Origin of the sequence: Sulfuricella sp. T08, from assembly GCF_000971475.1 — a bacterium.
In the GTDB taxonomy this organism is placed as follows: Bacteria; Pseudomonadota; Gammaproteobacteria; order Burkholderiales; family Sulfuricellaceae; genus Sulfuricella.
Window position 1 is genome coordinate 205,703 of the sequence record NZ_DF967528.1, and the last position, 15,771, is coordinate 221,473.

Sequence of the window (15,771 nt, forward strand, 5' to 3'; positions counted from 1 at the left end):
CTGTTTACTTAATCGAAATATTGACATGTAGGTTGGGTTAGCGGCCTTATCGCGTAACCCAACAGACCCAAACATTCAAGGGCGGTGTTTAAAGGGAAGATTAGGTTTGTTGGGTTACGGCGCAAAAAGCCGCGCCTAACCCAACCTACATGTGACACCTCATTAATGTAGACCGTATTGTGCTTAACCCGGGTTAATATTGAATGGCGGAATTCTCACTGCCGATGCAATCGGCCAACGACACCAGCAGATTGTCCTTGAGCTTCACCCGCCAGTCTTCACCCAGCTCCAGCTCGCAGCTCGCCGTGGTGTTGCAGTAACCGATCCGCACCCTGCACCCTGCCTGATCACGGTAGCCAGACAGAATTTCGCGTAATTTATCAGTGTTGGCGGGCGCCATGCACGACAGTCGCAACAGCTTGGCGAAACGCGTACGTGCTCCGGCCAAGTCGAGCAAGCTTTCCGCAATCACGCGAAATCCGCCGGAATAATCGTCCTTGCTGATCTTGGCTTCGATGATCAGCAATTGATCCTCCTTGAGGATATCCCTGTGCGCATCGAACAATTCACTGAACACCGAAACCTCGACTCGCGCCGCACCGTCCTCCAGGGAAATGAACGCCATTTTCCCGCGCCGCGTCATCTGGGTACGAATAGCATAGATCACTCCTGCCAGCCAGACTGGCTGTTGCTGCGGCGCTATGTCGGAGAGCCGGGTCTTGATGAAGCCGGCGAGTTCCGCGCGGTACGCATCGTAGGGGTGGCCGCTGAAGTAAAAACCCAGTGCCTTCTTCTCGTTTGTCAGCTGCTCAATCATCGGCCAGGGCGGCGCATCCACCATGGCATCGGGTCGATTTTCTGCGCCGCCATCATCCATGGCATCGAACAGGCTATTCTGGAGAATATCGCGATTCTCCTGTTCCGCAGCTTCCATCGCCACGCCGACACTCGCCAGCAGGCTCGCCCGGTTATCGTTAATGGTGTCGAATGCACCGGCGCGCACCAGAGACTCGATCACGCGCCGGTTCACGGTGCGCTTGTCCACCCGGCGGCAAAAATCGAACAGACTGGTGAACGGCCCGTCTTTTTCACGCGCTGCGACGATAACGTTGATCGCTGCCTCGCCAGTACCCTTGACAGCACCAAGGCCATAACGGATCTCGGTCCTGGAAACCGGCTCGAAACGGTAGCCGGAAACATTCACGTCCGGCGCCAGCACCTTCACCTTGTTGACCAGGGTATCCTCGTAGAACACCTTGAGCTGGTCGGTGTTGTCCAGTTCCGAGGACAACGTCGCCGCCATGAAGGCCGAGGTGTGATGGGCCTTGAGCCAGGCGGTCTGGTAGGAAATCACCGCGTAGGCGGCAGTGTGGGACTTATTGAAACCGTATTCGGCAAACTTCGCCATCAGGTCGAACAAGCTGTTGGCGAGCTTTTCCGGGTAATCTTTCTTGAGCGCGCCCTCGACGAACAGGCTGCGGTGCTTGTCCATCTCCTCCTGCTTCTTCTTGCCCATCGCGCGCCGCAGCAAATCCGCACCACCCAGGGTATAGCCGCCGATGATCTGGGATATCTGCATCACCTGTTCCTGGTAGACGATCACACCGTAAGTCGGGGCGAGGCTGGCCTGCAGGTCAGGGTGAAAATAGTCGATCGACTGCTTGCCTTTCTTGCGCAGGATGAAGTCGTCCACCATGCCCGAACCCAATGGCCCCGGCCGGTAAAGAGCAAGCACGGCGATAATGTCCTCGAAGCGATCCGGCTGGAGCTTGGCCAGCAGCTTTTTCATGCCCTCTGATTCCAGCTGGAACACCGCCGTGGTGTTGGCCTTCCTCAATACCTCATAGGCTGCCGGGTCGTCGAAATGCTGGGTATCCAGCGGCTGGTCAAAGCTTGGATCGAGCTTTTTGATGTACTTCACCGCCAGCTCGATGATGGTGAGGTTGCGCAAGCCGAGAAAGTCGAACTTGACCAGGCCGGCGGCCTCCACGTCATCCTTGTCGAACTGAGACACCGCTACCGCTTCCGAACCGGAAGCCACGTACAAGGGGCAGAAATCGGTGAGCTTGCCGGGCGCAATCAGCACGCCGCCGGCATGCATGCCAACGTTGCGGGTGAGGCCTTCGAGCTTGCGCGCCAGAATGAACAGCTCGCGCACCTCTTCCTCGTTGTCGTAGCGCTCCTTGAGCTGGGGTTCCATCGTCAGCGCTTCGTCGAGCGAATACTGCTTGCCGGGCGCAGCCGGAATCAGCTTGGAAAGCTGGTCGCAGAAATTGTAGGGCAGATCGAGTACCCGGCCCACGTCGCGCACCACCGCCTTGGCCGCCATGGTGCCGAAGGTGGCGATTTGCGACACCGCATCGGTGCCGTAGCGCTCGCGCACGTACTCGATCACCTTGTAGCGAGTTTCCTGGCAGAAATCGATATCGAAGTCGGGCATCGATACCCGCTCGGGATTGAGGAAGCGCTCGAACAGCAAAGCGTAGCGCAGCGGATCGAGGTCGGTAATCCCCATACTGTATGCCACCAGCGACCCCGCGCCAGAACCACGCCCCGGCCCGACCGGCACGCCGTTGTGCTTGGCCCAGTTGATGAAGTCGGCCACAATCAGGAAGTAGCCAGGAAAGCCCATCTGGATGATTGTATCGGTCTCGAACTTGAGCCGGTCGGTGTATATGGGAAACTGTTTTGTCCGCTCCGCCTCATCGGGGTAGAGCGTCACCATGCGCTCGGCCAGTCCTTCAGCCGCACGTTGGCACAGGTAATCATCCGGGCTCATCAAGCCCGGTATCGGGAACAGCGGCAGCTTGCTCTTGCCCAGTTCGACGCTGAGATTGCAGCGCTTCGCGATCTCCACGCTGTTGGCAAGCGCAGCGGGGATATCCGCGAACAGTTCCACCATCTCGGCCTGGGTCTTGAAATACTGCTGCTCGGTAAAAACCCTCGGACGGCGTTTGTCCGCCAGCATGTACCCCTCGGAGATGCACACCCGCGCCTCATGGGCCTTGTAGTCGTCGGGAGCGAGAAATTCGATGGGGTGCGTCGCTACCACCGGCAGATGCAGTTCTGAGGCCAGGTTCACCGCCTGCCGCACATAAGCTTCGGTCTGAGGCAATCCGGTACGCTGCAATTCAAGGTAAAACGCGCCGGGGAAAAGCTGCGCCCAAGCTGCGGCAAGCTCCTTGGCCTGTACACGGTTTCCCTGCAACAGCGCCTGACCGACATCGCCCATATGCGCGCCGGACAATGCGATCAGACCATCGCTGCCGCCCTCCTCGAACCATGCACGGTGGACTTCTGCCCTCCCCCGATGCTGATTGGCACGGTAGGCACGAGTGAGCAGGTCGCACAGACGCAAATAACCCTGGCGGTTGCGGCACAGCAGCAAAAGCCGATGGGGCTGATCGCGGTTGGCCTCGTTGCTGATCCACACATCACAGCCGATGATCGGCTTGATGCCCTTGCCACGCGCACCCTGGTAAAACTTCACCATGCCGAACAGATTGGAAAGATCGGTCAGCGCCAGCGCCGGCATCCGGTCGGCAACGGCAAGGCCAACGGCATCGCCGATGCGCACGATACCGTCAACAATGGAATACTCGCTGTGCAAGCGGAGGTGGATAAAGGAAGTGGCAGGCATGATGGTATAATTTTACCATGATGACGAAGACCCCCGAACTTTTACTCCCCGCCGGCAGCCTGGAAAAGATGCGCTATGCCTTCGCCTATGGCGCGGATGCCGTATATGCCGGTCAACCCCGCTACTCCCTGCGCGCCCGCAATAACGAATTCGGCCTGGAAGAACTGGGAACGGGCATAGCCGAGGCACATGCGCTGGGCAAGAAATTTTTTGTCGCCAGCAACCTGACGCCGCACAACTCCAAGCTCAAGACCTATATGGCGGATATGGCACCGGTGATGGCAATGAAGCCGGACGCCCTGATCATGGCCGACCCCGGCCTGATCATGATGGTGCGCGAGGCATGGCCGGACATGCCGGTGCACCTGTCGGTGCAGGCCAATACCGTCAATTACGCCGCGGTGAAATTCTGGCAGACGCTGGGCTTGACGCGGGTGATCCTGTCGCGCGAAATTTCCCTGGACGAAATCGCCGAGATCCGCCAGCAATGTCCCGACATGGAGCTTGAAGTATTCGTCCATGGCGCCCTGTGCATCGCCTATTCCGGTCGCTGCCTGCTATCCGGCTACTTCAACCACCGCGATGCCAACCAGGGCACCTGCACCAACTCCTGCCGCTGGGACTACAAGGTTCAGGAAGCGCAGGAAGACGCAGCGGGCGTGATCCGTGAAACCGAATTCGATTTCAACAAGGCCATGGGCGAATCCGGCCTTACCGCGTGCGGTGACCAGCAACGCCACCCCCTCGCCGACCGGGTATGGATGATCGAGGAAAGCAAGCGCCCCGGCGAACTGATGCCGGTACTGGAGGACGAGCACGGCACCTACATCATGAATTCCAAGGACCTGCGCGCGGTTGAGCATGTCGCCCGGCTGGCTGAAATCGGTGTGGATTCCCTGAAAATCGAAGGACGAACAAAATCGGCCTACTACGTGGTACGCACCGCCCAGATTTACCGCCAGGCGATCGACGATGCCACTGCGGGTCGCACCTTCAACACGGCGCATCTGAGCGCGCTGGAAAACCTCGCCAACCGCGGCTACACCGATGGCTTCTACCAGCGCCACCACACCGTGGAATACCAGAACTATCTCACCGGTCAATCGGAAAGCGCGCGGCAGATTTATGTCGGCGACATCGTCGCCTATGACCCGGCCCGGAAAATGGCTGAAGTGGTCGTGAAAAACCGCTTCGCCGTGGGCGACCGGCTGGAACTCATCCACCCCGCCGGCAACCGCGAGATGGTGCTGGAACAAATCTTTAACAAAAACGGCGCTTCCATAACTGAAGCGCCAGGTAACGGCTGGGTGGTTCACATTCCGCTCAGCGACAATGTCGATAGAGCGATGCTGGCGAGGTTTATTTAAAATCGGGTGCTTTACCCACCACGACAACAATCCAATAAAGCCTGAAAGCGCCGAAGAGCCTATAACATGCTAAAGAAAATTCCTGTTGAGCATCTCCGGCTGGGAATGCATCTCCATGAACTTTGCGGCTCCTGGATGGAACACCCCTTTTGGCGCACCAAGTTCCTCCTCAAGGATCCGAATGACATTCGTCTCATCATCGACAGCGGCATTACCGAAGTCTGGATCGATGTAAAAATTGGCCTCGATGTTGAGCAGGGCAGCGATGCCTCTGCAGCCGAGACTAAAGAAGAAGTGAGTGCCGCGGTCGACAAGCTCCTGATCCAATCCGCTGCTCGCGACCAACCGGTCAAACTCGTTTCGATGGCTGAAGAAGTGAAGCGCGCAGCCAAAATATGCGCCAAATCAAAAGAGGCCGTCGTCTCCATGTTTCAGGAAGTGCGCATGGGCAAGGCGATTTCCGCCGAGGCCGCAAACGAACTGGTGGATGAAATTTCCTCCTCAGTCATGCGCAATCCTGGTGCGCTGATCAGCCTCGCACGCCTGAAGACCGCAGACGACTATACCTATATGCACTCAGTTGCCGTCTGCGCCCTGATGGTGTCGTTAGCCCGCCAGCTCAAGCTCGACGAAAAGCAAATCCGCGATGCAGGCATGTCCGGACTGTTGCACGATCTTGGCAAAGCCATGATACCCATGGAAATACTCAACAAGCCGGGCAAGCTGACTGATGAAGAATTTGACCTCATCAAGAGCCACCCGACAGAAGGCCACCGCCTATTGGTCGAAGGTGGCACCGTGGGAGAAATTCCGCTCGACGTCTGCCTGCACCACCATGAAAAGGTTGATGGGCGCGGATATCCGCATCAACTGAAGGACGAGCAAATAAGTCTTTTTGCCAAAATGGGCGCCGTCTGCGATGTCTATGACGCCATCACCTCTAACCGTCCTTACAAGGCTGGCTGGGACCCGGCCGAATCAATCCGCAAGATGACCGAGTGGTGCAACGGCCACTTCGACACGAAAGTCTTTCAGAGTTTCATCAAGAGCATCGGCATCTACCCCATCGGGTCGCTGGTGCGCCTCTCGTCCGGTCGCCTCGCGGTAGTGACCGAGCAGTCAGAAAAATCACTGCTGACTCCAAACGTCAAAGTTTTCTTCTCAACCAAGGCCAATGCCTACATCCAACCAGAGGTAATCAATCTCTCTCGCCCTGGCACCACCGAAAAGATTGTAAGTCGAGAAGATGCAGCGACATGGGGCATAAAGAATCTCGATCAGTTTTGGACTGTGTAATTTCCCGCGCCAAGACGAGTTACCGGGGCTTAGTGTAGGAGTTGAGTGAATTGCCGCAAGCTCAACCAAAGTTAGCCGGAATGCACAAAAATAGGCATTTGCCAGAATTGGCAAAAAACTAAGGCCCGGAATAAAACCGGGCCTTAGTACTAGCCGCTTCGAAGTACGACTGACTTTAGATGCAAACGATCATGCATGCATGAAGGCTAGACCTCGCCTTCCGGCGTGGCGTAGATCTTGTGTATGCTGATATCGGCACCGTTGAACTCCTCTTCCGGGTCCAGCCGTATCCCCACCAGTTTCTTCACTAGTCCGTAAACCACGAAGCCGCCAATCAGGGCGATAGCTATACCCATCAGGGTACCGATCAGTTGCGCGGCAAAACTCACGTTGCCGATGCCGCCCAGCGCCTTGAGGCCGAATATCCCGGCTGCAATTCCACCCCATGCGCCGCACAGGCCATGCAGCGGCCAGACGCCGAGCACATCGTCAATTTTCCATTTATTCTGAGTCAGGGTAAACGCCCACACGAACAGCCCACCTGCCACCCCACCGGTTATCAGCGCACCCAATGGGTGCATCAGGTCGGACCCGGCGCACACCGCCACCAAGCCGGCGAGCGGGCCGTTGTGCACGAAGCCGGGGTCATTCCTGCCCACCACCAGCGCGGCGAGAATACCACCGACCATCGCCATCAGCGAATTCACCGCCACCAAGCCACTCACGGCGTCTATGGTCTGCGCCGACATGACATTGAAGCCGAACCAGCCCACCGTCAGTATCCACGCGCCCAATGCCAAAAACGGAATGCTTGAGGGGGGATGCGCAGCCACCATGCCATCCTTGGTATAGCGGCCGCGCCGTGCGCCGAGCAGCAGCACTGCCGGCAACGCAATCCAGCCACCCATGGCATGCACAACCACGGAGCCGGCAAAGTCATGGAATTCCGCCCCGAAAGTCCCTTTCAGCCAGTCCTGCACGCCGAAGTGATGATTCCAGACGATACCCTCGAAGAAGGGGTAAACGAAGCCCACCAGAAGGAAAGTGGCCGCCAGTTGCGGATTGAATCTGGCACGCTCGGCGATGCCGCCGGAGACGATCGCCGGAATCGCCGCGGCAAAAGTCAGCAGGAAGAAGAATTTGACCAGATCGTAGCCGCTCTTCTGCGCCAGCACCTCGGCACCGGAAAAGAAATTCACCCCATAAGCGATGCTATAACCGATAAAGAAGTATGCAATAGTGGATATGGCGAAATCGACCATGATTTTCACCAGTGCGTTGACCTGATTTTTCTTGCGCACTGTACCCAGTTCCAGAAAAGCGAAGCCTGCGTGCATCGCCAGCACCATGATTGCGCCCAGAAGGATGAACAATACGTCGCTACCGGTCTTGAGATTTTCCATCGTCGCTCCAGAAATAAATGTTTCACCCTAGACAGCAATAATTGGGCCAGAATTAAACGCACTGTTTTGAAAAGGAACTTCCCAAAACAGTGCATTAATGGTGCACCAATTTAGTGCAATTATCCATTATGCGCCCCGGAACAGTGCTTGGTTGAACGAGTAAATTGACAACATGCCGTCACCTGATAGTATTTAAAGTACGATGAATAAATTGCTTTTCCTTGATACCAACATCTGGATGCCCCCTGCTTTTCAAGCGATGGCATTGTTTATTGTTTCCGCGCTTTTCTGTCTTCCTGGCGCTCATGGCGGTACGGAATCAGACGATACCATCAGTGCACCCTCCGTGGTTTTCACACAAGCCAAACGAAATGCTGTTGCAGCACTGGATATCCCGGCTGATAAGGGGGATAGCGCAAGAGCAGCAGCGCTGTCTGAGGAAGACAAGCGTTTTCGGACGCAGGCGCTGATTTGGGGCGGAGCCGGAACAGTTTTAGCCTACGGCGCCACCGTCTGGTGGAAGGATGGCTCTTCCGGCCATTTCCGTACCGCCAGTGAAGGATGGTTCGGGCAGGACACGTATGCCGGGGGCGCGGACAAATTGGGCCATGCCTACTCCACTTATGTGGGAACCCGCCTGCTCGCCCACGCCTTCGAATGGGCTGGAAACGACCGTGAAGACGCTGTCGTCCTGTCGGCAGCAACCGTATTCGGCACAATGCTGGCGGTAGAAACCCTCGACGGATTCTCGGAACGATACAAGTTCAGCAAAGAAGATTTGATCATGAATGCCCTCGGCACCGGGTTGGGCCTGTTGTTCGAGAAAAACAAACGCCTCGACGACCTGTTCGATTTCCGCCTGCATTACTGGCCTTCCGGCGATGCGAAACGGCTCAACCAAGTCGGACCGATTGGCGACTATTCAGGCCAGACCTATCTGCTGGTCGCCAAGGCAACCGGCATACCGCAGCTGAGAAACCATGACGTGCTGCGTTACTTCGAACTGGCGGCGGGCTACGGTTCGCGCGGCTTCGAGCCCAACGACGGAAGGCCTTCGCCCAACCGCAGCCGGCACGTCTACTTCGGCATTTCGCTGAATATTTCGGAGATATTGAGGAACACGGTGTTTCGCGATATCTCAGAGAAAAGCCGCGGTCAGCAAGTCACCGAAACAGTTCTGGAGTATGTTCAGGTTCCCGGTACCGCTGTACTGGCTGACCATCGATTTTAACCGCTACTGGGAATCGATATCCAGACCAAAGCGGTGGGTATGATTAATGACGTTAAGTAACGACTTGAACGGCACGCTCGGACCGAACCTTTTAACGATCGCCATGAAGGGCAGGTCAGGCCCGTTGGGATCGAACTGATAGCGGCCTGAAGTCATATCTTCGAACATCTGCCGCAATTCCTTGTCCATCGCATCCACCCAGGGCAGGATCATGGTCTTGCGCTCCTCGTCGTCCTCGACAATGGCGCGCAGTTCATCAACTTCATAAACGGCCTGGTGAACCAGATCGATGTATTCGTCTAAAGTTTTCGGATTTTTCATGCTCATTCCTTGTGCTGAGACAAAACAATTAGGGGCGGCCCGCAAGCCGCCCCCCAAGTTGATGCCGTGAAGATCGTTATCTTTACTTCTTGGCAATTTCCTCAAGCTTGGTGGCACGAACCAGCTGGCCGTCCAGCGCCGCTTCCTGAGCAGTGCCGCCATAGGCTATGGTGATCAGCTGAGAATAATACATCACCGGAATGTTGAATTTGGTGCCGAAGCGCTTGTTCACTTCACCCTGGTAAATCTCCACATTGGCCTGGCACAGCGGGCAAGGCGTGACGATCATCTCGGCGCCATGATCGTAGGCAGACTCGATAATGTCCTTGATCTGTTTCTGACTTTTTTCCGGCTCGGAGAAGGCCAGCGCACCACCGCAGCAGGTCACCTTCTGGTCGTAAGGTACAGCTTCACCACCCATCGCCTCGATCAGGTTGTCGAGATACACGGGATTTTCAAATGATTCACCGGCAAGACCGAACGGGCGGTTGGTCTGACAGCCGACGTAACCAGCGAACTTAATGCCCTGCAGCGGGTTCTTTACACCCTTCTTCAGTTCATCGAAACCGAAATCCTCGACCAGCACCTCCGCCATGTGGCGTGCCGCCTGATTGCCTTTATAGGTCAGCCCCGCCTCGTTCAGCGCCGTGTTGGCTTCAGCCAGGGTCTGCGAACTGTGCGCGAGACGCTCCTTCGATTCACGGGTGGAAAGCCAGCACGCTGCACAGGTAGCAACCAGATCCATGCCCGGGTTATGCTGTTCGGACAGAGCCATATTGCGGGCAGACAGCGTGATGCGCGGCAATTCGCCACCTTCGGCATAACCGATAGACGCACCGCAACAGTTCCAGTCCGGGATTTCCTTCAGTTCGATATCCAGGTATTTGCACATCGAATTGGTCGACTTCAGGTAGTTGTCCGAGGACGCCTTGGTTTGTGACGAGCAACCGGGGTAAAACGAGTAAGTCTTTTTAGCCATCATTGACTCCTTAGGCGAAATTCTTGCGGCGGTCTTCGATTTCACGCGCTTTCTTCAGCATGGCGTGGAAGCCGGCCTTGTCCTTGACGCCGTGCCCACCGAACAGTTCCATCGGGTTCAGGCGTTTCGCCTTCACCATGCCCAGGCCGACACTCTGCATCGCCATGGCGTTCTTGACGCCCTGAGCGAAACCGTCCTTGAAATAAATGCCGAGGGAGAGCTTTAACTCGTTGACGCGACCGGTCTGAGCCAGATTGTTCCAGAACAGGGTGGCGAATTGTTGCGTTGGCTGGTTCTTAGGCGAAAGTCCCAGTCGGTGGGCGTAATTAGCCAGGCCGTGCATGATGTGGGTGATCGGCAGCTTGCGCGGGCAACGCACGACACAGTTGTAGCAGGAGGTGCACATCCACATCGAATCGGATCTCAGAACTTCCTCGCGCTTGCCGGCGCGGATCATCATGAAAATTTCCTGTGGCGGATGTGCCCAGTGTGGGCCGAGCGGGCACGAGCCGGCACACACGCCGCACTGCATGCACATCTTTACCCATTCACCTTCTTCGACCATTTCCTCGACTTCTTTGAGGAAATTATTATGATATTTTTCGCTCATTTGCCGTCTCCTAGAATCCCTTTAACGGGCTCATGCCGATTTCCTGGATCTTCGCCGCGTAATCGTTGATCAGTTGCGGCACGCGCTCGATGTCGGTGATTGCAACCTCGAAGGTGGCAACCCGCTCTTCTTCCAGCCCCATTTGCTTGAGTGTGTCGCCAATCTTGCTCATGCGATAGCTGGCAAGCTCAGACCCCTTGACGAAGTGGCACTGATAGTCGTCGCCGTGCTTGCAACCCATCATCATCACGCCGTCGTAGCCGCTACTCAGAGCATCGTTGATCCAGATGGTGTTGACAGAACCCAGGCAGCGAACCGGGATGATACGCACGAACGCACTGTAGACGTTGCGGTTCATCGCCGCCATGTCGAGCGCGGGATAGGCGTCGTTTTCGCAGGCCAGAATCAGGATGCGGGGCTTCTCGGAAAACTCGTCGGGAACGTCCACCGCTTTCAGCTGCGAGCCAACGGTATCAATCGAGTAGTTCTCGAAGGAGATCACGCGCACCGGGCAGGCGCCCATACAGGTGCCGCAACGGCGGCAACGGGATTCGTTGAACACCGGAAAACGTTTCTCGTCTTCGTCGATGGCGCCGAAGGGGCATTCCACCGTGCAGCGCTTGCACTGGGTGCAGCCCTCGAGGCGCACTTTCGGGAAGCTAAGATCGCCCGAACGCGGATGCGCGGCACGGCCCAGGCCTGCATTCTCGACGGCCTGGATTGCCTTCATCGCAGCGCCGGTGGCGTCTTCCATCGCCTGCACCATGTCCATCGGACGGCGCACCGGACCGGCGGAATAAATGCCGGTACGGCGAGTTTCATAAGGGAAGCAGATGAAGTGCGAATCGGTGAAACCATACTTCAGCTGCGGCACATCCGGACCTTGACGATAGGTCAGGTTGAGCACGGAAATCGGCTGGACGGCACCCTCTACCTGGGAAGCGTTATAGGCTTTCAGCAGTGAGTTATCGCCTGCTGCAGCGGCAATATCCGCCTTCAGTTTGGTGTCAATATCAACGCCGGAATTCGGCACCTGACCGGTGGCCAATACAACCAAGTCGGCATTGTCGATGGCGGTCTGATCGTTGAGGATCAGGTCGTGAAAATTCACCTTGCACTGGTTGCCGGAGGCTTCAACGCTGGAAACCTTACCCTTGGTGAAAATCACGCCCTTGTTCTGACCGCTGCGATAAAAATCTTCACCATTGCCGGGCATGCGCAGATCGGTGTAGATCACTACCGTATCGATGTCAGGATTGGAATCCTTGAAATACATCGCCTGCTTGACCGAAGTTGAGCAGCAGGAGCCGGAGCAGTAAGGCAGATGTTTGCCGGTATCGTCGCGCTGACCGGCGCACTGGACGAACACCACGGTCTTTACTTCACCGCCGTCGGAGGGGCGCTTGATCGCACCGCCGTTGGCTGCCTTGGCAAGCGCTTCCAAACCGGCCTGATCGACCACGTTGGCGGACTTGCCAAAGCCGAGCTCAGGCAGGTTGTTGGCATCGTACAGCGAGAAACCGGTGGCCTGGATAATGGCGCCGACTTTCTCGGTCGCGGTAGAGCCAGACTCGGTGCTGATCTCGATTTCAAATTTTCCAGGGGAGCCGGAGGTCTTGCTGGTGATGGCGTTGAGGTAGACCTTGATATTGGCGTCGGCTGCTATCGCCGCGTCCATATCCGCCACTGGCGTATCTTGCGGCTCAGCATACGGCGACTTGCCCGGCGAACGCTTGTACAGCTTGGCCGCCCAACCGCCGAGGGCGCCGGATTTCTCCACCAGCACCACCTTGTAGCCGGCCTTGGACGCCTCCAGCGCAGCGGTCATGCCTGACACGCCACCGCCAACAACCAGCACGGTACGCTCGGTAACGGCTGCCGGATTGCCCTCAGGCAGGGTCATTTTCTTCACTTCGGCGCAGCCCATGCGGATGTAGTCTTCCGCCATTTCCTGCGTGGTCTCACGCGCCTCATCGGTTTCAGGCTGGCACCAGATCACACCTTCGCGCAGATTGGCGCGCGACACCGCAACATCGGTGAACCCGAACGCCTCGGTCTTGGCGCGACGCGAACAGGCGCCGATCATGACATGGGTGACTGCTTCGTTGGCGATGTCGTCACGTATCATCTTGACGCCTTCGGCGTTGCACAGGAACTCATGCTCCCTGACCAGAGCGGCCTTGCCTTCCTTTTTCGCCACACCAGCCAGTGCTGCCGTATCCAGGCGGTCGCCCAAACCACAACCCTGGCAAATGTAGGCTGCTACTTTCATATCTGCCATTTAATTAACCCTCCACTCTGGCAACACGGTTAACCACCTGAATTGCGCGCAAGGCGCTCGCAGTGGCGCTCTGTACCGCACGGTTCACGTCTAGCGGATTGGATGCGCAACCCGCGCCGAAGAAGGCGTGGTTGGATGGATCAGCTTCGATGAAACCACTCGAATCGGACACGATTTCTGCCGGAATGTTGGCACCTTTGACAGACGGCTCCATACCTACGGCCAGCACAACCAGGTCATGCGGGGTGGCATAGCGGTGATAGCCTTCGGTATTCACGCCGTGCAGAATGACGTCACCGGTCTTCTCGTCCTGGACAGCCTTGGCCACCTTGGATTTTATGAAGCTGACGGTCGGGTCCTTCAGTACTTTCTGGTAGAAGTCCTCGAAGCGATCAATCGCCCGGATATCAATGTAATAGATAGTGGACTTGCCTGCGTCACCATAGGCTTCACGCACGTAATTGGTCTGCTTCAGCGAGGCCATGCAGCAGATGCGCGAGCAGTGACGCAGATGGTTCTCGTCACGCGAACCGGCGCACTGGATGAAAGCGATGTTCTTCGCTTCCTTGCCATCGGAGGGGCGCAGGATCTTGCCCTTGGTCGGGCCATGGATGTCGGCCAGGCGCTCGAACTCGACGCTGGTGATGACATTCGAGTAACGGCCATAGCCATAGGGCTGAATTTTCGCAGCATCATAGGGCTTCCAACCGGTAGCCCAGATCACCGCACCGGCCTTGAACTGGACGGTTTCTTCCTTCATGTCGAGATCAATCGCGCCGTACTTGCAGGCAGCCTTGGCCTTGTCGGCATCAGCAGTGCCGATAATCGACGGGTCAAGTACATAGCGCTGCGGATAGGCCATTTTATGAGGCAGGTAAGCCGCCTTGGTCTTGCCAAGGTTGTAATTGAAGGCATCCGGCACTTCGGCGTCCACCGCCTTGGCGCATTCGCCACAAGCGGTACAGTTTTCGTTGACATAGCGCGGAGCCAGTTTGACGGTGGCGGTATAGTCGCCTTCGCCGCCGGTGATCGCCGTCACTTCAGCCATGGTCAGAACACGGATGCGCGGATTCTGCTTGAGTCGGCGCAAGTTGATTTCCAGACCGCAGGTCGGGTGGCACAGCTTGGGAAAATAGCGATAAAGCTGCGAAACACGACCGCCAAGGGCGGGGTTCTTTTCCACCAGCACCACATTCTTGCCGCATTCGGCCGCCTCCAGGGCAGCTGTCATGCCGCTGATGCCGCCACCGACGACCAGAATGGTCTGATTGGTTGCAATTACGTCCGTCATCAGGTTACCTCCATCACGGATACTTGGGCTTCGGCGTTGATTTGCGCCTAGTCCAGTTTAAGCACTAATTTGGATTTTAGACTGGTGCAATCTTACTCCCAATTGGAGACCCAAGCCACAGCACCGTTCGCAAAAAAATAATTGAATTTTCTTATGGTTAAATAGATTAAATCAATGTCCGGCAGGAACGGGAAGAACCTCGAAGGTCATAGCCTCCAGGTCACCCAGCACATAGGTGGGCGGCTTTCCCACCCCGCCGACCGTACCCGGATTCACCATCCAGGTTTTCCCACCGCGGATGTTGTCCACCTGCTCAATCGCTGAGCGATGATCGTGGCCACAGCAGACCATGTCCCACTCGCCGGTACAGGCCAAGGCGCGGGCATAATGCGGGTAATGGACGATGAATATCGTGCGGCCATGCAGGGTGATACCCGCATCCTGACCGTAGAAGTGGATCAGGTTGCCCGACTCGTGCGCCATGCGCGACAAAGTATAGAGATCGCCGGTGTTGTTGCCGTAGATAACATGCGCCGGCATGTCCAGCTTCTTGAACACACTCAGGGTATTGGCCGCGACAACGTCACCGCAATGCAACGTGGCAACGGCACCGCGTGTCTTGGCGTCCTGCACGGCGGAAGCCAGCAGCGTACGGTTGTCGTGACTATCGGAAAGTATACAGATTTTCATAAATGCTCGAGAGGGGTGAGGGGTGAGGGGTGAGGGGTGAGGGGTGAGGGGTGAGGAAAAAACCAAAGGCACGCCTAACACCTCACCCCTCAGGATTTTAAAACATTGGCTTAACAGCTGCATCCTGATACCGCTTAACACCCGCCATGATCTCGGCCTTGGTCTCTTCCGCACCGACCCAGCCCTCCACCTTGACCCACTTGCCCGCCTCCAGATCTTTGTAATGCTCGAAGAAGTGGCTGATCTGGGACAGCGTCAGTTCCGGCAAATCACGTGGCGACTCGATATTCCGATAAAGATTGCACAACTTGTCGATCGGCACCGCCAGCAACTTGGCATCATCGCCGGCCTCGTCGCTCATCTTGAGCATGCCTATCGGGCGGCAGCGCACCACCACGCCAGTAATCAGCGGCACCGGAGTAATCACCAGCACGTCCACCGGGTCGCCGTCATCAGACAGGGTATGAGGAATGTAGCCATAGTTGCAAGGATAATGCATGGCCGTGGACATGAAACGATCCACAAACATGGCACCGGTTTCCTTGTCTACTTCGTACTTGATCGGGTCGCCGTGCATCGGAATTTCGATGATGACATTAAAATCGTTCGGAAGATCGCGTCCGGAGCTGACTCGGTCAAGATTCATCAGGCTAAACCTCAAA

General features: G+C 56.7%; 12 protein-coding genes. 3 read left to right on the forward strand and 9 right to left on the reverse strand.

Annotation, left to right across the window (positions count from 1 at the left end; genetic code table 11):
* Positions 1 to 193: 193 nt before the first annotated feature.
* Positions 194 to 3,640: a DNA polymerase III subunit alpha gene (gene dnaE / locus SCT_RS05295; protein WP_059419991.1), complete on the reverse strand. Its 3,447-nt coding sequence runs from the start codon at positions 3,638 to 3,640 to the stop codon at positions 194 to 196.
* A 20-nt stretch (positions 3,641 to 3,660) separates the two neighbouring features.
* Between dnaE and yegQ the strand changes: the two genes are divergently transcribed.
* On the forward strand, positions 3,661 to 5,007 hold the full coding sequence (yegQ, locus tag SCT_RS05300; RefSeq protein ID WP_059420117.1) for a tRNA 5-hydroxyuridine modification protein YegQ: 1,347 nt from the start codon (positions 3,661 to 3,663) through the stop codon (positions 5,005 to 5,007).
* Positions 5,008 to 5,073: 66 nt separating this feature from the next.
* Complete coding sequence (locus SCT_RS05305; protein ID WP_059419993.1) at positions 5,074 to 6,303, forward strand: HD-GYP domain-containing protein; 1,230 nt, start codon at positions 5,074 to 5,076, stop codon at positions 6,301 to 6,303.
* 206 nt (positions 6,304 to 6,509) lie between these two features.
* Here SCT_RS05305 and SCT_RS05310 read toward each other — a convergent pair whose 3' ends face one another.
* The gene (locus SCT_RS05310) at positions 6,510 to 7,706 is read right to left on the reverse strand and encodes an ammonium transporter (protein ID WP_059419996.1); all 1,197 of its coding nucleotides are present in this window, start codon (positions 7,704 to 7,706) and stop codon (positions 6,510 to 6,512) included.
* Positions 7,707 to 7,908: 202 nt separating this feature from the next.
* Here SCT_RS05310 and SCT_RS05315 point away from each other — a divergent pair, with 202 nt between their 5' ends.
* Positions 7,909 to 8,937: a DUF2279 domain-containing protein gene (locus tag SCT_RS05315; RefSeq protein ID WP_059419998.1), complete on the forward strand. Its 1,029-nt coding sequence runs from the start codon at positions 7,909 to 7,911 to the stop codon at positions 8,935 to 8,937.
* Between the two features lie 3 nt (positions 8,938 to 8,940).
* Here the strand turns inward: SCT_RS05315 and SCT_RS05320 are convergent, their stop codons facing one another.
* The 7 genes from SCT_RS05320 to ppa all read right to left on the reverse strand — a co-directional run bounded on the left by SCT_RS05320 (position 8,941) and on the right by ppa (position 15,755).
* The gene (locus SCT_RS05320; protein ID WP_059420000.1) at positions 8,941 to 9,258 is read right to left on the reverse strand and encodes a hypothetical protein; all 318 of its coding nucleotides are present in this window, start codon (positions 9,256 to 9,258) and stop codon (positions 8,941 to 8,943) included.
* An 82-nt stretch (positions 9,259 to 9,340) separates the two neighbouring features.
* Positions 9,341 to 10,237 carry a CoB--CoM heterodisulfide reductase iron-sulfur subunit B family protein gene (locus tag SCT_RS05325; RefSeq protein WP_059420002.1) on the reverse strand — a complete coding sequence of 299 codons (897 nt, stop codon included), beginning with the start codon at positions 10,235 to 10,237 and terminating at the stop codon, positions 9,341 to 9,343.
* Between the two features lie 10 nt (positions 10,238 to 10,247).
* Positions 10,248 to 10,847 carry a 4Fe-4S dicluster domain-containing protein gene (locus tag SCT_RS05330; protein ID WP_059420004.1) on the reverse strand — a complete coding sequence of 200 codons (600 nt, stop codon included), beginning with the start codon at positions 10,845 to 10,847 and terminating at the stop codon, positions 10,248 to 10,250.
* A gap of 10 nt (positions 10,848 to 10,857) precedes the next feature.
* On the reverse strand, positions 10,858 to 13,128 hold the full coding sequence (locus SCT_RS05335) for an FAD-dependent oxidoreductase (RefSeq protein ID WP_059420005.1): 2,271 nt from the start codon (positions 13,126 to 13,128) through the stop codon (positions 10,858 to 10,860).
* 4 nt (positions 13,129 to 13,132) lie between these two features.
* The gene (locus SCT_RS05340; protein WP_059420009.1) at positions 13,133 to 14,419 is read right to left on the reverse strand and encodes a CoB--CoM heterodisulfide reductase iron-sulfur subunit A family protein; all 1,287 of its coding nucleotides are present in this window, start codon (positions 14,417 to 14,419) and stop codon (positions 13,133 to 13,135) included.
* A 171-nt stretch (positions 14,420 to 14,590) separates the two neighbouring features.
* Positions 14,591 to 15,109 carry a metallophosphoesterase gene (locus SCT_RS05345; protein WP_059420012.1) on the reverse strand — a complete coding sequence of 173 codons (519 nt, stop codon included), beginning with the start codon at positions 15,107 to 15,109 and terminating at the stop codon, positions 14,591 to 14,593.
* A 97-nt stretch (positions 15,110 to 15,206) separates the two neighbouring features.
* Entirely contained in the window at positions 15,207 to 15,755 is a 549-nt protein-coding gene (ppa, locus tag SCT_RS05350; RefSeq protein ID WP_059420016.1) for an inorganic diphosphatase, read from the reverse strand.
* Between the last annotated feature and the right edge of the window lie 16 nt (positions 15,756 to 15,771).